18 protein-coding genes are annotated in these 19,373 nt (G+C 30.9%); 9 read left to right on the top strand and 9 right to left on the bottom strand.

Going from position 1 to position 19,373, the window contains the following annotated elements:
- Window position 1 precedes the first annotated feature (1 nt).
- The 7 genes from ACIDC4_RS11625 to ACIDC4_RS11595 are packed head-to-tail and all read left to right on the top strand — an operon-like array spanning window position 2 to window position 8,577.
- The gene (locus ACIDC4_RS11625) at window positions 2–1,543 is read left to right on the top strand and encodes a glycosyltransferase family 2 protein (RefSeq protein ID WP_412043768.1); all 1,542 of its coding nucleotides are present in this window, start codon (window positions 2–4) and stop codon (window positions 1,541–1,543) included.
- Window positions 1,536–2,561, top strand: coding sequence for an exostosin domain-containing protein (locus ACIDC4_RS11620; RefSeq protein WP_412043769.1), 1,026 nt, complete (start codon window positions 1,536–1,538; stop codon window positions 2,559–2,561). Before ACIDC4_RS11625 ends, ACIDC4_RS11620 begins: the two co-directional genes overlap by 8 nt.
- On the top strand, window positions 2,558–3,556 hold the full coding sequence (locus tag ACIDC4_RS11615) for a glycosyltransferase family 2 protein (protein ID WP_412043770.1): 999 nt from the start codon (window positions 2,558–2,560) through the stop codon (window positions 3,554–3,556). The genes ACIDC4_RS11620 and ACIDC4_RS11615 overlap by 4 nt, the downstream gene beginning before the upstream one ends.
- A complete protein-coding gene (locus ACIDC4_RS11610) occupies window positions 3,556–4,671 on the top strand; it encodes a glycosyltransferase family 4 protein (RefSeq protein WP_412043771.1) in 1,116 nt (371 codons plus the stop codon). The genes ACIDC4_RS11615 and ACIDC4_RS11610 overlap by 1 nt, the downstream gene beginning before the upstream one ends.
- Window positions 4,671–5,759 (top strand): glycosyltransferase family 4 protein, encoded by a 1,089-nt coding sequence (locus ACIDC4_RS11605; protein ID WP_412043772.1) that lies wholly within the window; start codon window positions 4,671–4,673, stop codon window positions 5,757–5,759. The genes ACIDC4_RS11610 and ACIDC4_RS11605 overlap by 1 nt, the downstream gene beginning before the upstream one ends.
- Before the next feature lie 16 nt (window positions 5,760–5,775).
- Complete coding sequence (locus ACIDC4_RS11600) at window positions 5,776–7,125, top strand: O-antigen ligase family protein (protein WP_412043773.1); 1,350 nt, start codon at window positions 5,776–5,778, stop codon at window positions 7,123–7,125.
- A 57-nt stretch (window positions 7,126–7,182) separates the two neighbouring features.
- Window positions 7,183–8,577, top strand: coding sequence for an exopolysaccharide biosynthesis polyprenyl glycosylphosphotransferase (locus ACIDC4_RS11595; protein ID WP_412043774.1), 1,395 nt, complete (start codon window positions 7,183–7,185; stop codon window positions 8,575–8,577).
- A 1-nt stretch (window position 8,578) separates the two neighbouring features.
- Here the strand turns inward: ACIDC4_RS11595 and ACIDC4_RS11590 are convergent, their stop codons facing one another.
- From ACIDC4_RS11590 to ACIDC4_RS11570, 5 genes are all read right to left on the bottom strand, one after another.
- A complete protein-coding gene (locus tag ACIDC4_RS11590) occupies window positions 8,579–9,715 on the bottom strand; it encodes a lipoprotein N-acyltransferase Lnb domain-containing protein (RefSeq protein WP_412043775.1) in 1,137 nt (378 codons plus the stop codon).
- Window positions 9,716–9,726: 11 nt separating this feature from the next.
- The gene (locus ACIDC4_RS11585) at window positions 9,727–10,443 is read right to left on the bottom strand and encodes a HesA/MoeB/ThiF family protein (protein ID WP_412043776.1); all 717 of its coding nucleotides are present in this window, start codon (window positions 10,441–10,443) and stop codon (window positions 9,727–9,729) included.
- Window positions 10,443–12,980 (bottom strand): DUF4132 domain-containing protein, encoded by a 2,538-nt coding sequence (locus ACIDC4_RS11580; RefSeq protein ID WP_412043777.1) that lies wholly within the window; start codon window positions 12,978–12,980, stop codon window positions 10,443–10,445. Before ACIDC4_RS11580 ends, ACIDC4_RS11585 begins: the two co-directional genes overlap by 1 nt.
- Window positions 12,981–12,982: 2 nt before the next feature.
- A complete protein-coding gene (locus tag ACIDC4_RS11575; protein ID WP_230032965.1) occupies window positions 12,983–13,372 on the bottom strand; it encodes a hypothetical protein in 390 nt (129 codons plus the stop codon).
- Between the two features lie 77 nt (window positions 13,373–13,449).
- Window positions 13,450–14,517, bottom strand: a complete 1,068-nt coding sequence (locus tag ACIDC4_RS11570) for a putative type IX sorting system protein PorV2 (RefSeq protein ID WP_488381140.1) — start codon at window positions 14,515–14,517, stop codon at window positions 13,450–13,452.
- A gap of 192 nt (window positions 14,518–14,709) precedes the next feature.
- Here ACIDC4_RS11570 and ACIDC4_RS11565 point away from each other — a divergent pair, with 192 nt between their 5' ends.
- Together ACIDC4_RS11565 and ACIDC4_RS11560 are read left to right on the top strand one after the other, a co-directional pair.
- Window positions 14,710–15,426 carry a CDP-alcohol phosphatidyltransferase family protein gene (locus ACIDC4_RS11565; RefSeq protein ID WP_412043778.1) on the top strand — a complete coding sequence of 239 codons (717 nt, stop codon included), beginning with the start codon at window positions 14,710–14,712 and terminating at the stop codon, window positions 15,424–15,426.
- Between the two features lie 10 nt (window positions 15,427–15,436).
- Complete coding sequence (locus ACIDC4_RS11560; RefSeq protein ID WP_412043779.1) at window positions 15,437–16,297, top strand: glycoside hydrolase family 25 protein; 861 nt, start codon at window positions 15,437–15,439, stop codon at window positions 16,295–16,297.
- Between the two features lie 67 nt (window positions 16,298–16,364).
- Here ACIDC4_RS11560 and lptB read toward each other — a convergent pair whose 3' ends face one another.
- From lptB to ACIDC4_RS11540, 4 genes are all read right to left on the bottom strand, one after another.
- The gene (lptB, locus tag ACIDC4_RS11555; RefSeq protein WP_029272155.1) at window positions 16,365–17,105 is read right to left on the bottom strand and encodes an LPS export ABC transporter ATP-binding protein; all 741 of its coding nucleotides are present in this window, start codon (window positions 17,103–17,105) and stop codon (window positions 16,365–16,367) included.
- Between the two features lie 87 nt (window positions 17,106–17,192).
- Window positions 17,193–17,546: a carboxymuconolactone decarboxylase family protein gene (locus tag ACIDC4_RS11550; RefSeq protein WP_065450930.1), complete on the bottom strand. Its 354-nt coding sequence runs from the start codon at window positions 17,544–17,546 to the stop codon at window positions 17,193–17,195.
- Window positions 17,539–18,354 (bottom strand): twin-arginine translocase subunit TatC, encoded by an 816-nt coding sequence (gene tatC, locus ACIDC4_RS11545; protein ID WP_412043780.1) that lies wholly within the window; start codon window positions 18,352–18,354, stop codon window positions 17,539–17,541. Before tatC ends, ACIDC4_RS11550 begins: the two co-directional genes overlap by 8 nt.
- Window positions 18,354–19,319 (bottom strand): KpsF/GutQ family sugar-phosphate isomerase, encoded by a 966-nt coding sequence (locus tag ACIDC4_RS11540; protein ID WP_412043781.1) that lies wholly within the window; start codon window positions 19,317–19,319, stop codon window positions 18,354–18,356. The genes tatC and ACIDC4_RS11540 overlap by 1 nt, the downstream gene beginning before the upstream one ends.
- Window positions 19,320–19,373 lie beyond the last annotated feature (54 nt).

Here is a 19,373-nt window from a genome sequence, read left to right as displayed (position 1 = left end):
TTTGATAGTATTATATCATAACGGAACCAGAGCTGTAAAGGTTATTTCAAATGAAAATAAAATTTTGTCTTATGATAAGAATGCAAAACTATCTGTTGTAATGTCTCAACTTGCTTTTCTATATCCCGATTCAAAAATTGTTTGGTGCAATGAAAGGTTCGAATCAAATTTAAATTTAGAAGATATAAACGCAATTTCTCATCATGATAAAATGATGCTGTCTTACAATCCTGGAAAAACTGAATTTTTAGGTCAAAAAATAGGTTATGTTGACGAATCTCCTTTTATCAAAATCAATAAAGATGTAAGTTATCCAACTTGGCAAATGAGTAGTTTAGTAGGGATTATCCATGCATCAGTGCTTTTAGAGATTAGTAAAAAAATAAAACTAGATTCTGACTTTGATTATTATTTAAATTCATTAGCTAAAGTATGTACATCTTTGGGGTTACTTTGTTATTCAGAACCAAAATTGTTATTAAAAAATGAATTGCGTTTAATTTTAAAACCTTCAAATTATACTCTTTTTAGATTCGTAAAACAACATTACAGAATGCGATGGATATTTTTGTTGTTTCTTAATTTTGCTATTTATGAATTTAGATTTCTACTTTTACCATTTTTATATAGCTTTTTTTTTAAGAATAGAAACAATAATAATATTAATCTGGATTTTATTAAGGTTTGTTCTTCGCTAAATGTAACTCATTCCGGAACTATTGATGTTATTATTCCGACTATTGGAAGAGAACAATATTTGTATGATGTACTAAAGGATTTATCTAGGCAAACGTATCTGCCTAAAAATGTTATAATTGTTGAGCAAAATCCCTTGCCGGGAAGCGTTTCAGTCTTAAATTATTTAACATCTGAAGATTGGCCTTTTGTTATTAAGCATACATTTACTCATCGGGCAGGAGCTTGCAATGCAAGAAATGTTGCACTTAATCAAGTAGAAAGTGAGTGGGTATTCCTGAATGATGATGATAATAGATTTGAAGCAAATTTATTAGAAGAAATATTTTTACAAATAAAACAATTTGGGACAAAGGTAGCTATGACTTCCTATCTTCAAAAGAATGAAATTTTAAAATATTGTAATATTCATCAATCTAGAATTTTTGGTTCAGGAAATAGTGTTTTAAAAGCTGAATTGTTAAAATTTGTTTCTTTTGATATGGCATTGGAATTTGGCTTTGGAGAAGATACGGATTATGGCATGCAGTTAAGAAATATTGGTGCGGATATTATTTACTTTCCTAGTCTTTCAATTTTACATTTAAAAGCTCCGGTTGGCGGTTTTAGAGTAAAACCAGTTTTAGCCTGGGAAAATGATTCTATTCAACCCAAGCCTAGTCCAACATTAATGCACATGAAAATGAAGCATAGTACTATAGAACAGCTGTTAAATTATAAAACGATTTTATTTCTAAAAACATTAAAAAACGAATCAATCAGCCATTATTTTATTTTTTTTAAAAAATTTAAACAGAGATGGGAATCAAGTACATATTGGGCAATTAAATTAAGAGATAATGATTAAAATTTTCACAGACAAAGCTTATGTTACAGAAAAATATAGAAAAATCATCTTTCCTTTATTACTTGATCTGTGTTATCTTAAAAATTTAGACATTTCTAAAAGTTATGTACTTGTAGATAAAATCGACGAGTCAGATATTGTGGTAGTACCAGTTGATATTAATTATTTTTTTAAAAACAAAGAAACCAATGTCCTGTTAGATTTCATTGAAAAAGGTAATGTAAATCATAAACAAGTGTGGCTATATAGTGGGGGTGATTTTGGTAAAACTCTAAAAAAAAATGTTTTTACTTTTCGTCTGGGAGGATTTGATAGTAAATTAAATATTCAAACATTTATATTTCCTTCATTTGTATCAGATCCTTATGTCGCATTGAATAAAGCATTTGAAGCTTTGCCAAAAACAAATTTGCCTACCATTGGTTTTGTTGGTCATGCAAATAACTCACCATTGAAATGGATTAAAGAATTATTGCTTTTTTTATTTCATAATCTTAATAGGTTTTTAAAAAGAGAGCATACAGATTACCAGTTTTTTTATCCTTCAGGAAGTAGACGATTTTATTTTTTAAAAAAAATAAAAAAGTCGCCTTTAATAATAACTAACTTTATTTTGAGAGATCAATACAGAGCTGGGGCTAAAACTATTGAAGAGAAAGAGGGAACAACCTTAGAATTTTTAAAAAATATAAATAATTCTCCTTATACTTTTTGTTTAAGAGGAGCAGGTAATTTTTCAGTACGTTTTTATGAAACGTTAGCAATGGGAAGAATTCCTGTAGTGGTAGATACTGATTTTAGGTTGCCTTTGAACGATCTAATTGATTGGAATAGTCATTGTTTAATCGTTTCGGGTAAAAATATTGTAAATGAGTTAATACAATTTCATGCGAATATAAATGAAAAAGATTTTATAAAGATGCAAATTTCAAATCGAAACTTATGGCTCAATACTTTAAATAGAGTTTCTTATTTTAAAATTTTTCATGATTTTTTTAAAAGCAATAGTTTCGTATGAAATTTTCTTTAATTATTTGTACTTACAAACGCCCTGAACCATTGTTGAAATTATTGCAATCAGTTAATAATCAATGTTTATATCCTGATGAAATTTTAATTATCGATGGATCTTTCGATAATAAAACGGAAATTATTTTAAATGAGAATCAATTTAAAAACTTAAAGTATTTTTTTGTTGATGATCAGAATCGCGGTCTTACAAAACAAAGAAATTTTGGAATTAAAAATGTAAAAAACAATATTGATATTGTTTGTTTTCTTGATGATGATACCATTCTCGAAGATAACTATTTTAAAGAATTAATAAAAACGTATGAAATTTATCCTGAAGCTTTAGGAGTTGGTGGTTATATTACTAATGAAACAAAATGGGAAAAGGTTAATGCTGATTATAAACCTTCAATATATGAGTTTTACTTTGACGGATGGAAACGCAAAGATGGCAGCAGGTTTGTTTTGCGTAAAAAACTTAACTTAGACAGTAATACTCCTCCGGGTTTTTCGCCTCTGTTTTCTCATGGCAGAAGTATTGGTTTTTTACCACCTAGTAATAAAATATATGAAGTAGAACAATTAATGGGTGGAGTTTCTTCTTTTAGAAAATTAATTTTTGAAACATTTTCGTTCTCAACTTATTTTGAAGGATACGGTTTGTATGAAGATGCAGATTTTACATTAAGAGTCGCAAAAACAGGTAAGTTATATCTAAATACAGCGGCAAAGTTAAGCCATTTTCATGCCAATTCCGGAAGACCAAATCAATATAAATATGGAAAAATGGTAGTTAAAAATGGCTGGTATGTTTGGCGTATTAAGAACCCAAACCCAATTTTTGAAGATCATTTAAAATGGAATTCGATTACGATTCTCTTAATTTTAATTCGTTTTACAAATGTTTTCACTGAGCAAAATAAAAAAGCTGCATTTACTGAAGCTTTAGGAAGAAGTATTGGTTATCTGAGTTTATTTATTGCCAAACCAAAAATGAGATAATGAGATTTGCAATAATTACGCATGTTAACCATCTTCAGTATGTAGATCAATATTTTGGTTATGCACCTTATGTCCGCGAAATGGACATTTGGTTTAAATATATTGATGAAGTAGTTATAGTTGCTCCATTAAAAAATACAAAACCAACAGAAATTGATATTCCTTATGATCGTAACAAGATTGATTTTCGCCCGGTTCCTGATTTCAATCTGACTAATTTTAAGAATGTTTTAGGTTCAGTTTTTAAATTACCAATAATTTTTTGGAAAGTATTTTTAGCAATCAAAAATGCTGATCATATTCATTTACGTTGCCCTGGCAATATGGGATTAATAGGTTGTTTGGTTCAGGTTTTATTTCCTAACAAAACAAAAACAGCAAAATACGCTGGAAATTGGGATTCTCAAAGTAAACAGCCTGTTACATATAAAGTGCAAAAATGGATTTTAAGCAATACTTTTTTAACACGAAATATGACTGTTTTGGTATATGGAGAATGGAAAAATCAATCTAAAAATATAAAACCTTTTTTTACTGCTACTTATTCAGATTCAGAAAAAGAAATTATATCAAAAACAGGTTTTGATAGCACGATTGACTTTATTTTTGTTGGTAGTTTGGTTTCAGGCAAAAATCCTCTTTACGCAATAAAAATAATGCAACATTTAATAGAAAAGGGATTTAATGTAGTTTTTAATTTATATGGAGAAGGCCCTGAAAGAAGTACTTTAGAAAACTATATTCAAAGAAATAAGCTCGAAAACTATATTGTTTTACACGGAAATCAAAATAAGGAAATCTTAAAGAAAGCGTATCAGGAAAGCCATTTTGTTATTTTACCTTCTAAAAGCGAAGGTTGGCCAAAAGCTATTGCCGAAGGAATGTTTTGGGGTTGCGTTCCTATTGCAACTAAAGTTTCTTGTTTACCAACTATGCTGGATTATGGTAATAGAGGTGTTTTGTTAGAAATGGATTTAGATAAAGATGTAAAAATGATAAAGGAAATAATAAGTGACGAACAAGCATTTTTAACTAAAAGTAGTTTAGCCATTCAATGGTCGCAAAATTACACGACAGATCTTTTTGAAACTGAAATCAAAAAACTATTGATCTAATGAGAATTGTACAAATTATAGATTCTTTAGAAACAGGTGGAGCGGAGCGTATGGCAGTAAATTATGCTAATGCATTATCTAAAAAAATAGAATTTTCAGGGTTAATTGCATCTCGTAAAGAAGGATTATTACTCAATCAGATTGATAAAGACGTTTCTTATCTGTTTTTGAAAAAAAAGAAAAAAATAGATTTTGTAGCAGTTTTTAGATTGCGAAAATATTTAAAAAATAATAATATTGATATAATTCATGCCCATAGTTCTTCATTTTTTATTGCAGTTTTAGTAAAAATGATTTTGCCAAAAATTAAAATTATTTGGCATGATCATTACGGGATCTCACAGGATTTATCTTCTAGGAAAAATATAAGTTTAAAAGTTAGCTCACTCTTTTTTACTGGAATTATTTCAGTAAATTCAGATTTAAAAAACTGGGCAAAGTCTTATTTATTGTGCTCCAATATTATTTATTTACCGAACTTCATACTGGATTCTTCTGTTTCAAGTGAAAAGGTACAACTAAATGGATTTGAGAGTAAAAGAATTATTTGTGTAGCAAATCTGCGTCTGCAAAAAAATCATATATTATTGATTGATGCTGCTAATGTTTTAAAAGACAAATTCCCGGATTGGACTTTTCATTTATTCGGAAAAGACTTTAATGATTCTTATTCTCATCAATTAAAGAAAAAAGTTAACGATTTACAACTTCAAAATACAGTATATTTTTACGGAACAACAAATAATATAAGTTCTTCATTATTACAATGTCAGATAGGTGTTTTGCCTTCTGTTTCAGAGGGACTTCCGCTTGCAATTCTAGAATATGGATTGAATAGACTGCCTGTAATTGCCACAAATGTAGGGGAAATTTCAAAGATTATTAGTTCTGAAAAAGAAGGGGTAATAATAGAATCCAACAACCTTAACGCGCTTGTTGCAGCGATTGAAAAATTGATTGAGTCAGAAAAATATAGAAATGAAATAGGTTTGAATTTATATAATAAAGTTCAAAAAGATTTTAGTGCTGAGACTATTGTTTCCAATTATCTTTTATGGTTGAAATCTTTAATTACTTTTACGGCTTAAAAAATATTAGATGAAGATGAAAAATACAAAATTGTCTTATAGCTTTCTGCTTGTACTTCATGCAGTAATTGCTTTGGCTGTTTTTGCAATACCTCTTTTGTCGAAATTATATGCGCTATTTATTCCAATTGCCGGTTTTTTTATTGTTTATAGAACAAAAAATGCAAATAACGAAGTACTTTATATCGCCGCTTATTTAGTTGGCGTGGAGGTTTTTTTACGAATGACGGGAGGTAATTTTAATAATGAATTTGTAAAAGTCAATGTTATTTTTTTCATGCTCTTAGGCATGATATATAGTAATTTTTCGACAAATGCATTTCTATATTGGTTCTTTCTGATTTTATTAATCCCGGGGATTTTAATTACAGCTACAGTTTTTAACCCTTCGATAGATATTAAAAAATCATTGGTTTTTAATTTGTCAGGTCCGTTTTGTTTAGCCATATCTTCTATATATATGTTTAAAAGAAGAATTCTATTTTCTGATTTACAAAATGTAGTAGTTGCGATGGGATTACCAATAGTGAGTACGACAGTATATTTGTTTTTATTCAATCCTAGTGTCAGAGATGTAGTGACAGGAACACAATCTAATTTTGAAACTTCAGGAGGATTTGGCCCAAATCAGGTTTCTACTGCATTAGGTTTAGGAATGTTTGTCTTTTTTACACAATTAGTACTGTTCTCAAAATCAAAAATGACAATTTTTATAAATAGCTTTTTACTACTCTTTATTACTTACAGAGGTATTGTTACTTTTTCAAGAGGAGGAATTATAACAGCAGTCGTTATGATTGTTTGTCTGTTGTTTTTGTTGTATAGATTTTCTAATGCAAAAGGGAAAAGTAAGTTTGTTTTGGTTTTTATTCTGACAGGTTTAATGGCAGTTGGAGTCTGGACCTATTCTTCGTTGCAAACTAATGGTCTTATAGAAAAACGTTATGCAAATCAGGATGCTGCAGGACGAGTAAAAAAAGACCGTTTAGGAGGAAGAGAAGGAATTATGAACGAAGAAATAGAACTTTTTTTTAAAAATCCTCTTTTAGGTGTTGGAGCAGGAATGGGAAAACAAATTAGAAAAGAAGCATTTGGAGAAGAGGTAGCTTCACATAATGAGATTACACGCATGTTTAGCGAACATGGTTTATTTGGTATTTTTGGTCTCCTAATACTTGTTGTAACCCCTTTTATTCTTTATATAAATAACAGACAACATTTGTATTTTTTGTCTTTTTTTGTTTTTTGGCTTTTAACAATAAATCATGCTGCAATGCGAACGGCTGCACCAGCTTTTGTATATGCATTATCACTTCTTTTGGTTCAGGTTAAAATTCCTGAAAAAGCAGAGAATTCGGTAGACTAATATCTGTTTTTTTATAATACATTTGCCTCAAGTTTAAGCCCCTAACAAACTTAATAAATGTTCTCTACTACTAAAATGCATTTCGAAATTTCGGAAAGAAGAATATTACTTCTTTTCTTTGATGCTGTTTTTATTTTATCGGCATTATATATATTAAGCCTAATATTTAATTATAATTACTTTGTATTTGATAGAAATAATTTTACAAGCATAATTTTACTTGTGAGTTATGTATACGTTTTCGGATTAATATTCGAAATGTATAATTTGCAGGTTGCAAGTAATCAATTGCAAATTCTTCAGAGTGTAATATTTACCGGAACTGCTTCTAGTGTGGCTTATTTATTTACGCCTGTATTATCTCCGGAATTACCAAAACAGCGTTTGATTATATTTATTTTTTATTTTACAATAATCGGGACATTATTGTTATGGCGTTTGTTTTATGTTTATTTCCTGGCATCACAGCGATTTTCTCAAAATGTTATTTTAATATGTGATCAAAATCAGGTTGAAGAATTGGTTTTAGGATTAGAGAATGTCGACCCTCACTATAAAATTGTTGGCTTTGTAAATTCAGATTCTATATCAGAGGAAAATTCAAATTTTCACTATGTAAAAGAAATTAAAAAGAAAGACTTAGAAAGTTTTGTCCTTAAAAATCAAGTTTCTGAAATTGTGATTGCTTCTCAAAAAACAGACGGAATTACTGCTGATCTATACCAGCAATTACTACACTTATTAGAATCCGGAAACGTGATCCGTGAATATACGCAGGTTTATGAAAGCAAAACACAGCGAATTCCAGTACATTATATAGCAAGGGATTTTTACAGGTTTTTCCCTTTTAGCAGAAGTAATAGTAACAGACTTTACTTGTTTTTGGTGCGTTCTATGGAGTTTTTGTTTTCTTTTATAGGTCTATTGGCTTGTCTTATTTTTATTCCTCTCATTTATATTGTAAACCTTTTTGCAAACAAGGGATCACTATTTTATACTCAGGAACGCGTGGGCAAAAACGGAGTTGTTTTTGAAATTTATAAGTTTAGAACAATGGTTGAAAACTCTGAATCGAACGGAGTTGTTTTTGCCACTTCAAATGACAGACGTATAACTCCATTTGGTAAAATGATGCGTAAATCCAGAATAGACGAATTGCCGCAGTTTTTCAATGTTTTAAAAGGCGATATGGCTGTTATTGGACCAAGGCCGGAAAGACCATTTTTTGTTGAGGAAATAGCACGTGTAATGCCTTTTTACGAAACAAGACATGTTATAAAGCCAGGACTTACAGGCTGGGCTCAGGTAAACTATTCTTACGGAGAGTCTATCGAAGAAAGTTTGGTAAAACTGCAGTATGATTTATATTATATAAAACATCGAAGTATATTTCTTGATTTGAGTATTACTTTCAAAACAATCACTACAGTTTTATTTTACCGCGGACAATAATTTAGATTATAATCGGAATACGCTTTTTGTTTCGAATAGCAACTCTCACTAAAACAAACCCGCTTGTAATAATCATGGGCAAAACAATCAGGAAATGTGCTTTATTAATTAGAAAAATAGCATAAACTACTAAAAATAGTAAGTGTAAAACTGCAAATCGATACGTCCATCTTTTGTTTTTGATAACTGACAAAAGAAGTAAAATCAACAATAATGGGCTAAATAAAAGCACATTATAATTCATCGCCAGTTCGTGGTGAAATGAATAAAATCCCATAAAAACAAAAAAGGTTCCTATAAGAGATAAAATCAAAAGATAGATTTTATCCACTATTTTATTATGTGCCAGAACTATAAAGGCAAGTATAAAAAGATAAGTATAAACGTTGTTCCACCATGAACTCGGGGTTTCTTTTTCAAAGCTAAGTAGAGTGTTACTTTTAGCAACTAATGATTGGTTCTGATAAGTAGTTTTCTCTAAACTATTTTTCAATTCAAAAGGCAAAAATATTTTAGTTCCCAATTGATCTACTTTTGTTCCAAAAATGATACTTGTTCCTAATTGATCATAAAAATGACCATTGAAGTATGGGAATAAAATAGATCTATAAGTGATATCTTTATCTCCTTTTTTTGTAATAACAGTACCTTTCAAACTTTTATTGATAATATCTACCACCATCGAAGTACAGTTTTTATCAATAAATTTATAAGTGTAAAAACGATCTTCAGAAGCTAATGTGGTATTTAAATTATCAAAAAGCCTTTGTTTTGCGTCCTGAGCAATAAGAAGTTCTTGTTCGAATACACTTCTTTTCTCATTATTATATTCTTCAATAAACTCCGGAAACGAATGTACAATTACAAAATACTGTAAATCTCCTTTTGCAAATTTTGCAACAAAGTTTGGCGTTCTAAAATCAAAGGCACCGTAATTATACACAACATCAATATTATTTCCAGGGTCAGCAACTCGTATTGCGGTATGTCCAAAATAAGAATAGGTTTCATTACCTAATCCGCAAGTGAGGACGCTTATTTTTGCGTCTTTAGATAAAGGTAAATTTTGACTAAACCCAATAAAACTTAGTAATAATAGTAAAATAAAAAGTGTTTTTTGAAATATAGATTTTTTCATGAGTTCATTCTTTAATTGGTCTTAGAGCCTAAAATATTATACTTTTTAAAAATCATATTTAAAGTATTAAAACACATAATTTGTCCATCAAGTTGTTCATCTAAATCTAATATTATTTTTAAAACTTCATTAGCTTGAATGCTTCCGGCAATAGTGCAGGTTGTATTTATAATCCCGGCTACTTCGCAACTGGAAGTATTGCTTTCAAGAAGTGATTTTTCGCTAAATATATCTTCTAAATTAATTTTGTTTTTATGATGTAAAATCGAAACGTATCCTTCCCAGTCTTTTACGGCTGCATATACTAATGGTAGATGGTTCTCTTGACAAAAATTATTGATAAGGATTCTACTTTGTCCATTATCTGTACAATCACAAATAATGTCAAAGTTAGTAAAAGTTTTTTGAATGTTTTTCTCTGTAATAAAGTAGGGAAAATTCACAAATTCTGTTTCCGGATTTTGTTTGCTTAGTTTTGAAATTATAACATCAGTTTTTAAAAGTCCTATTTCTGTTTCGTAATATAAAAATTGTCTATGAAGATTACTTTTGTTAATGCTATCTCCATCTGCAATTCCAATTACTCCAACTCCCATAGTTCCCAATAGTGTAGCGACAGGGGTTCCTAAGCCTCCTGCACCAATTATTAGTACTTTTGTGTTTTTGAGCTTGTTCTGGCCTTTTTTACCTATTTCAGAAACAGTAATCTGTTGTAAATATCTAGACACTACTTTTGGTTAATTTGAGATGTTATAGTGCTATCCGTTATTTTGTCATCATCAGCTAATAAAAATGCTTTTGATAAAATAATAGACAATCCGCTATCCCCTTCAAAAGGTAAAAACAAATTATCGGTATGATTTTTAGCACTTCTGTCAGGCACAATACATAAATATTGATCATTAGGTTCCATCAAAATATTAGTACTGCCAATATGAATTTTATAGGTTCGTAGCTTTCCTTGTACAACCAGAAATTTATCTTTTACTTCGGCAATTTTATTGATTTTCAATCTTGGAACTAAATTAGTCAAAATGTCTTTTCTCATTTTTGCAACTTCAGAGAGATCTCCAAAAGAGTAGGACTGCCAGTAATCTCTGTAGGCAGGAACTCCACCAGTATCTTGCCATGTAGGATCATTGCCCACACTTGCGACCCCAACAAAAAGATCGACATCTCTCATTATTTCAGAAAAAACCCGGGCAGGGACATTTATTAAATCTATAGGTTCATTATTTGCTAAGTTTTCAAACCGAACCTGATCTGTAGCAACATAATTCCAAATTCCTGCATCGTTAAACTGATTGTCAGCATTTACTTCGCTAACCCAGAATTCGGCTCTTAAGTTATGCTCTTTTAATATAATTTCGGCAGACTCATTCTCTCTGCCATCATCATAACTTCCCATCAATGAATATTTCCAACCTCTTGTTTTTGCCAATATATTAAATTGATGTTGTTTTAATATATGGGCTGCCATTCGGTTACTGTAATTTTTGGTATTGATTTCGGCTTCCGTTAAAAGATAAACTTCACGGAATGCTTGTTTTATAGGTTGTTGGATTTTATTTTCGATTAAAAAATTTCTCCAATCTGTTACATCTTTTATTGTTTCAAGAGAAGGATGCCATAGAGAAACAAAAGAGTTTTTAGAAGGATTAAGAACTTCATTTGCAGAGTTTCTCCAACTATTATCGATCCAAATTGCCGAAACGGAAGTGTCATTTTCAGTAATAATCCAGATTATTTTTTTAGCAATAAAAGAAATTAATCCGTGAGAAAAGTAGTAAGTGTCAAAATGCTGCCAGGGCATTTTTCTTCCTGATCGAAACATTCTGTCTATTCTGTCTCGTTGCGAAGAACTATTTTGTTCAACTTGTTTTGCTATATTTTTGAGTGCAGTAAATTCTGCTCCAAATTTTTCTTTAACAAAAGTTGGAACAGTTTTTTGTAGCTTTTCATCTGGCTTAATCCATTTTGTTTCTACTTTTCCAATATTCAAAAGAGAAATTTCTGCTTTGTAGTCATCAAATAGCCAGGTTCTTTTTCCATCTGATAAATCAAAATCGTCGGCAGCTAAATCTTCGATTTCATAAATCGAAATACCTTGTTCTTCTGCTGCTTGGTACAGATACTTTTCAATTAAAGTCTGAGTATTATTTTGTTTGATTCTTAATTTTAAACGTGATAACTGACTTATTCCTTCGAGCCCTTCTGTTTTATAAAGTGTAAATAAACACGCGTTTCCTAAACCAGCCGCAGCGGGACCTTTATTTGGTATTTTTTGATAACAACGTTCAGCTAATTTTGAAATTTTGTAAATCGTTTGACTGTCATTAAAATGAGAACACATCCAGACTAAGCCTTTTAGCATATCTGTATTTTGAAGCGAAAGGGTAAATGTACCTACAAAATATTCTTGTTCTGGAATTTCATCTTTGGACTGTATGGTTACAGTCATCCATTCATTTAATAATTGTTTGAATTTTTCAATACTAAGCTGATCCAGAATGTTTTTGGTTTCTTTTAGAAATTTATCAGATGGTTTGGCTCCTGTAGCTTTTCTTGCTTCTGTCAATATTTTATACCATAAGATTTTTTCCTCTTCAGGCAGATTCTCTATTTGTAAATTGGCATAATCTGAAAGTACATCACTTTCAAAAAAAAGAACTGGTTTTACAGAGTCAGATCCATTTTCGGATTCAAATAATAAAGAATCTATTTTTTCAATGATTTTGAATTTCGCTTTATCATAATATTGTGCGTTAATAAGATTTGAATCGTTTTTTAAATCCTCAAGAACTGTTTTTAAAATATAATTCAGTTCTTTTCCTTTGTATTGCGAAGCTACTTTAGTAACAAATTGATTTACTGACCAAAAAATAAAAGCAGGTAATTCTCCATCTTTGTTTTTGTGGGTAATAAAGGCAGTTATAATATTATAAATATCCATTTCGTCATAAGATATCTTTTCTTTTACTAAAGAAGTAATTTTATCGTTTATGATATGAGTTAAACGAAGTTCTGCTTTTAAAAATTTTTCATGTTGATGCTTTTTTTCGATTAAAAATAATATTATTTCTACTTTTTGCTTATAATTAAATTTTAAAATTTCCTGATAAGTAGATAATTTTTTAAAATCTACAGAATAATAAGTTTGATTATTTTTTGCAATATCAGTGATTAGTTTCCAAAACAAATCTTCATTGGGATCAACTTCACTTTTTTTGTTTATTATGTTTTTTATTTTATCTAAAAAGCTCATAATTATCCGCCAATTAAAGGTGTTAATTTTACAAAACTAATGGTAGTGTTTTTTGTAAGAGTAATTTCTTGTTCTAAACTTTCGGCTTGAAGATTATCTACCAAAATAAAATAACCATTTTTTAAGAAGGCATCTAGTGCAATGTAAATCTGCTTTTCGGCGTCGATGGTTTTTTTAGGTTTTAATTTATAGCCGTTTAATGTTTTTTCGGCGTCATTGGGTTCGATTAATCCATTAAAAAAACCGCTCAGTTTTTGGTTATAGTTTTCTACCTCTTGCGAAACCCTCTGTTCTATAATATCTTTTATAGTTGCTGACTCAGACTTGAAGTTCAAATTTAATTCGTTTAAAACCTTTCCTGCAAAGGTTTCGTCTTTAATAGTTATAATCATTATAATCGGTTTTTTTGTAAGAATATAAAGATAGTTAAAGAAATGATTTTTATGTTGAATTTGATAAAAAAGTAAATTTATCTAAAGATACCTAAATCTACTTTTAAAGAAAAAATATTTGAGTACAAAGCGGTACTTTGGTTTCCTAAGTCAGTCAAGGCGTAATCAATCTGAATGCCTTTATACTTAAAGCCCAGACCAATATTAGGTTGGAAATTCAATTTTTCAGTATTGTCTAATTGTGTTACATTCTGAAAATTTCCTGCTCCGGCTCTTAAAAATACTAGATTGGTATATCCAAATTCAAATCCTACAGCAGGATCAATACTTACTACTTTAGATGAAATAATATCATTGGTTTGTTCAAAACGCATATTCAGGTTAGTAGCAACCAAAAGGCTATAGTCATTATGAAAATCGAACGTTCTCGAAACTCCCAATTGTGCCTTTGGTAAAGTAATTTCGGTACTTTCAGGTAATTCATTATTTTCTCCCGGAATTGCATTGGCAATTTTCGCATATTCTTCTTCATCAATATTCCAGACATTATAAGTTGTTGTAATATCGCGAAGCATTAAACCGAATTTCCAGTTATTGCGTTCAAACTGAAGTCCAACATCAAAACCAAATCCCCAGGCATTTGCAAATTTCCCAATAATTCGTCGAATAATTTTTGCATTTACTCCATACTGAAATCCGTCAACAGGCAATTTTCTGGCATACGAAAAAGTAAAACCATAATCAGCAGTCGAAAACAAACTAATTCGGTTATAATCAATATTTCCCTGATTGTCGATTAACTGAGTGGTGTCCATAATATCATCGACACCAAAACGAATCATCGAAATTCCCCAGGCACTTTGGTCATCAATTGGGCTTGCGTAACCTATATAATCGTATTGAGCAATATTCGCAAAATAATTGGCGTGCATTAATGAAATTTGGTGATCTTCAAGATTGGTTAAACCCGCCGGATTCCAATAAACAGAGTTTACATCATTTGTAGAAGCGGTAACCGCACTCGACATTCCTAATGCAGCTGCATCGACTCCAATATTCATAAATTCATTCGAATATTTTCGAACAGTTTGTGCATATTGTAACGTACAATTCCAACAAAATAAAAGCAGCAGGATTTTCTTCAACGGATATTTTTTTGCAGATCTGAGTCTGTTTTAATTTTTACCAAAAATATAATATTTTACTCAGCAAATTTATTCCTTTTCATAAATATTGCGAAAGTCAGAATTTCAAATTAAAAACTCTTGAAAAAACGCATTCTACATACAGTTATTATGCTAAATTTGCTGTTCACTATTTATCAAAATTTATAAATCATGAATATCAAAAAGCACATTCCTAATTTAATTACATTAATCAATTTGTTTTGTGGTTGTATAGCCGTTGTTTTTGTTTCACAAGGCGATTATTTAATGGCTTTTTATATGGTTTGTTTAGGAATCTTTTTTGATTTTTTTGATGGTTTTTTTGCCAGACTCTTCAAAGTTTCAAGTCCGCTTGGATTACAGTTGGATTCTTTGGCTGACATGGTTACCAGCGGAGTTGTACCGGGATATATCATGTATACAATGTTTGCTAAAAGCGCTAATCCTCATGAAGTTATTGGGTCGGTTTTTATTCCTTTCTTAGGGTTTATTGTAACCTTGGGTTCTTGCTACAGATTAGCAAATTTTAATATCGATACGCGCCAGACAGATTCTTTTATTGGTTTGCCAACACCGGCAAATGCGCTGTTTATCTTAAGTCTTCCTTTAGTTTTAGAATATTCAGATTCTTTGGCTGTATTCGAAATCCTGACTAATCAATGGGTTTTGTTAGCTATAACATTATGTAGTGCTTATATTTTGAATGCCGAAATTCCTTTATTTGCTCTAAAAATCAAGAAATTTACTGTAAAAGATAATGTGCTTCAAATAGTATTTTTGTTGGTTTCGTTGTTTTTATTAGTAGGGTTGCAATACATGGCAATTCCTTTAATTATCATTTTTTATGTATTATTATCAGTTGTTAATAATATGTTTTTGAAAAAGTAGTTCTATCTGAATGGCAAGAAAAACGACTACCCGAAGAACTTCTTATTCACGAAAATCGAAGCCCCAAAAATCGATTTTCACAAGAGTAATTCGCTTTATTATTTATTCTTTTTTTGTATTACTTTTCTTTTTTGCAGTTTATCATTATCGTGATGGACTGGCATATTATCTTGGCTTTAAATCAAACAAAGTTTTAGATGAAGATGCTGTAGATAAACATTTATCTGATGTTAGAAATATTAAGGTTCTTGAAAATCATAAAGGAAAAGTAATAGGAATTGATGTATCTGAATTTCAGGGAAAAGTGCAATGGGATGAAGTTGAGGTTTTAGAAGAAAAATATCCTGTACAATTTGTTTTTGTTCGCGCAACTGCAGGCAATGACAGAGTTGACAGACAGTTTAAGAAAAACTGGGAAGGAGCAAAAGAGCATAAAATCATACGTGGAGCTTACCATTATTATCGCCCAAATGAAAACTCTATAGAGCAGGCCAATCTTTTTATTAAAACCGTAAAATTGCAAAAAGGTGATTTACCACCAGTTTTAGATATCGAAAGATTGCCTAAAAATCAACCTTTGGATAGTTTGAAAAAAGGATTGAAGCGTTGGTTGAATAAGGTAGAAGCACATTATCAGGTGCGTCCTATAATTTATTCAGGTGAACGTTATTATAGTGATTTTTTGAAAGAAGAATTTGGAGAATATTTATTTTGGATAGCCAATTACAATTTTTATAGAGAAAAAATCGAAGACGATTGGCTTTTTTGGCAGTTTACAGAAAAAGCATCTTTGCCAGGAATCAAACATCGGGTAGATGTAAATATTTATAACGGAGATTTACAACAATTGCAGTTTATAACCGTCGAATAAGTTTTCAGTCGCGGTTTTCAGTCTCAGTTTGAAAACTGAAAACTGCGACTGAAAACTGTATACTTTCTTAAAATTCAAGTTTCTTTTTACGAAGTTCGAAGTTTTGACCTAAGTAAACACGACGAACCATTTCGTCCTCTACTAGCTCTTCCGGAACTCCGGCTTTCAAAATTCCACCTTCAAACATTAAGTATGTTTTGTCTGTAATTGCCAAAGTCTCCTGAACGTTGTGATCGGTAATTAAGATTCCGATATTTTTATTTTTTAACTGAGCAACAATTCTCTGAATGTCCTCAACCGCAACGGGGTCAACTCCTGCAAAAGGTTCATCAAGTAAAATAAATTTTGGATCTGTTGCCAGAGCACGTGCAATTTCGGTACGACGACGTTCTCCTCCCGAAAGTAAATCTCCACGGTTGGTACGAATATGTTCTAAGCTGAATTCTTCGATTAAGCTTTCCATTTTTGCAATTTGTTCTTCTTTAGAAAGTTTTGTCAATTGCAAAACACTCAAAATATTGTCTTCAATACTTAATTTTCTAAAAACAGAAGCTTCTTGTGCCAAATAACCAATTCCTTGTTGAGCGCGTTTGTACATCGGATAATCGGTAATATTCAAATCATCAAGATAAATGTTACCCTGATTTGGTTTTACCAATCCTACAATCATGTAGAAAGAAGTTGTTTTTCCTGCACCATTTGGACCTAGAAGTCCAACGATTTCTCCCTGGTTTACTTCAACAGAAATTCCTTTTACTACGCTACGACCTTTATAGGTTTTGATTAAATTATCAGCTCTTAATTTCATTTTTAAAGTTTAATCGTTTAAACGTTAGAATCGTTTATTCGGTACAAATTAACGAATAAACGATTCAGCAAATAAACGTATTAACAATTATTTAGTTTCGGCTTCTTCTAAAGCTTCCCAAAATTCGTAAGCTCTTCTTAAATGAGGTACTACAATTGTTCCTCCAACCAGAGTTGCAATTCCCATTGCTTCCATCATTTCTTCTTTAGTAACTCCTTCTTTATGGCTGGTTTCTAAGTGATATTTTACACAATCATCACAACGTAAAACTGCCGAAGCTACTAATCCTAAAAGCTCTTTTGTTTTTACATCAAGAGCTCCGGCTGCATATGCATTCGTGTCAAGGTTAAAAATACGCTTTACAATTTTGTTGTTATCAGCGAGTAATTTTTCGTTCATTTTAGAACGATAGTCGTTAAATTCTTGTACGATATCAGACATTTTCTTTCAATTTATTTTTATAAACAATCCTCGAAATAAGGATACTCACTTCGTAAATAATCAGCATTGGTATTGCTACAATAGTCTGGCTTACTACGTCTGGAGGAGTTACGATTGCGGCTACAATTAAAATAATTACAACGGCATATTTCCAATATTTTCTTAAGAAATCAGGAGTTACTAAACCTAATTTAGTAAGGAAATATATAATGATAGGCAATTCAAAAAACAATCCGCTCGCAAGAATACTTGTTTTTACCATTCCCATATAAGAATCTAATGTAAATTGGTTTTTTACCACATCACTCACAGAGAAAGTGGCAACGAAATTCACAGACATTGGTATTACAACAAAATACCCGAACAATACTCCCAAAAAGAATAGTAATGAAGAAGTGAAGATAAATACCTTGGCATTTTTTCTTTCTTTTTCGTATAAAGCTGGGCTGATAAACTTCCAAAGTTCCCATAAAATAAAGGGAAAACTTAATATGAAACCGGCTAAAAGACACATCCATACAAAAATATTTACCTGTCCTTCCATTTCTGTATTCTGAATAATGAAATTCAGTTCGGTAATACAAATGCTATCGGCAAAACCAAGTGCATGAGATAAATCGCAAAACCAGACATAAGTAAAAAAGGTAGGTCTTATGGGGCCTAAAATAATCTGATCAAATAAATAATCACTAATAAAATAAGTGAAAAAAGCCATAACGCATATTGCAATTGTGCTTCTAACTAATAACCATCTAAGTTCTTCAAGATGGTCTAAAAATGACATCTCGCCAAGGTTCTTTTTTGCCATTATACGATTCCTTCTTTTAAAATGTCATGTAAATGTAATACTCCTTTGTACTCTCCGTTATCTGAAACGATAAGCTGCGTTATCGAAAAATCTTCTAAAATATTTAAAGCATCAACCGCCATAGTTTCTGAAGATACCGTTTTAGGATTTATTGACATAATATCTCTTGCAGTTAAGTCAGCTATAGTATCTACGTCATTTAGCATTCTTCGGATGTCTCCATCGGTAATAATTCCAATTATTTTATCATCTTCGATTACCGCTGTAACGCCCAATCGTTTTTCAGAGATCTCAAAAATAACTTTTTTAACTGATGTATCCGGCGTAACCATTGGTTTTAACGAATGTTCAATCATATCTTTTACGCGAAGCAATAATTTTTTGCCTAAAGCTCCGCCTGGGTGATATACAGCAAAATCTTCAGGTTTAAAATCGCGCATTTCCATCAAACAAACTGCAAGAGCATCGCCCATAACAAGTTGTGCTGTGGTACTGTTTGTTGGCGCTAAATTTATTGGGCAAGCTTCCATTTCAACGGTTGTGTTCAAAACATAATCAGAACCTTTTGCTAAAAATGAAGTTACATTTCCTGTTATGGCAATTAAGGTGTTTCCAAAGCGTTTTAATAACGGAACCAAAACTTTAATTTCAGGACTGTTACCGCTTTTAGAGATGCAAATAATAATGTCCTCATTTTGTATCATACCCAAATCTCCGTGAATAGCTTCTGAGGCGTGCAGGAACATAGAAGGGGTTCCTGTAGAGTTAAAAGTCGCTACCATTTTTTGAGCAATGATGGCGCTTTTTCCGATGCCTGTAACGATCAATCGGCCTTTAGTTTCGTAAATACGTTGGACAGCTTCGTAAAAATTTTCGTCTAAAAAATCAATCAGCTTTGTAATTGCTTCACTTTCAGAGAGTATGGTTTTCTTGGCAATCGCCAATATATTTTCTTTTGTAATCAAAACAGGATATTTTAAATTTGTATGTATAAAAGAAAGTTGTATCTTTATGTGTTG

The organism is Flavobacterium sp. C3NV, assembly GCF_046825355.2.
Classification (GTDB): domain Bacteria; phylum Bacteroidota; class Bacteroidia; order Flavobacteriales; family Flavobacteriaceae; genus Flavobacterium.
This window is presented reverse-complemented; position numbering and strand designations above follow the sequence as displayed.

Coding starts and splice junctions, on each gene's coding strand:
- ACIDC4_RS11620 (WP_412043769.1), top strand. CDS start 1,536: ATGATTAAAATTTTCACAGACAAAGCTTATGTTACAGAAAAATATAGA.
- ACIDC4_RS11615 (WP_412043770.1), top strand. CDS start 2,558: ATGAAATTTTCTTTAATTATTTGTACTTACAAACGCCCTGAACCATTG.
- ACIDC4_RS11610 (WP_412043771.1), top strand. CDS start 3,556: ATGAGATTTGCAATAATTACGCATGTTAACCATCTTCAGTATGTAGAT.
- ACIDC4_RS11605 (WP_412043772.1), top strand. CDS start 4,671: ATGAGAATTGTACAAATTATAGATTCTTTAGAAACAGGTGGAGCGGAG.
- ACIDC4_RS11600 (WP_412043773.1), top strand. CDS start 5,776: ATGAAAAATACAAAATTGTCTTATAGCTTTCTGCTTGTACTTCATGCA.
- ACIDC4_RS11595 (WP_412043774.1), top strand. CDS start 7,183: ATGTTCTCTACTACTAAAATGCATTTCGAAATTTCGGAAAGAAGAATA.
- ACIDC4_RS11590 (WP_412043775.1), bottom strand. CDS start 9,715: ATGAAAAAATCTATATTTCAAAAAACACTTTTTATTTTACTATTATTA.
- ACIDC4_RS11580 (WP_412043777.1), bottom strand. CDS start 12,980: ATGAGCTTTTTAGATAAAATAAAAAACATAATAAACAAAAAAAGTGAA.
- ACIDC4_RS11575 (WP_230032965.1), bottom strand. CDS start 13,372: ATGATTATAACTATTAAAGACGAAACCTTTGCAGGAAAGGTTTTAAAC.
- ACIDC4_RS11565 (WP_412043778.1), top strand. CDS start 14,710: ATGAATATCAAAAAGCACATTCCTAATTTAATTACATTAATCAATTTG.
- ACIDC4_RS11560 (WP_412043779.1), top strand. CDS start 15,437: ATGGCAAGAAAAACGACTACCCGAAGAACTTCTTATTCACGAAAATCG.
- lptB (WP_029272155.1), bottom strand. CDS start 17,105: ATGAAATTAAGAGCTGATAATTTAATCAAAACCTATAAAGGTCGTAGC.
- ACIDC4_RS11550 (WP_065450930.1), bottom strand. CDS start 17,546: ATGTCTGATATCGTACAAGAATTTAACGACTATCGTTCTAAAATGAAC.
- tatC (WP_412043780.1), bottom strand. CDS start 18,354: ATGGCAAAAAAGAACCTTGGCGAGATGTCATTTTTAGACCATCTTGAA.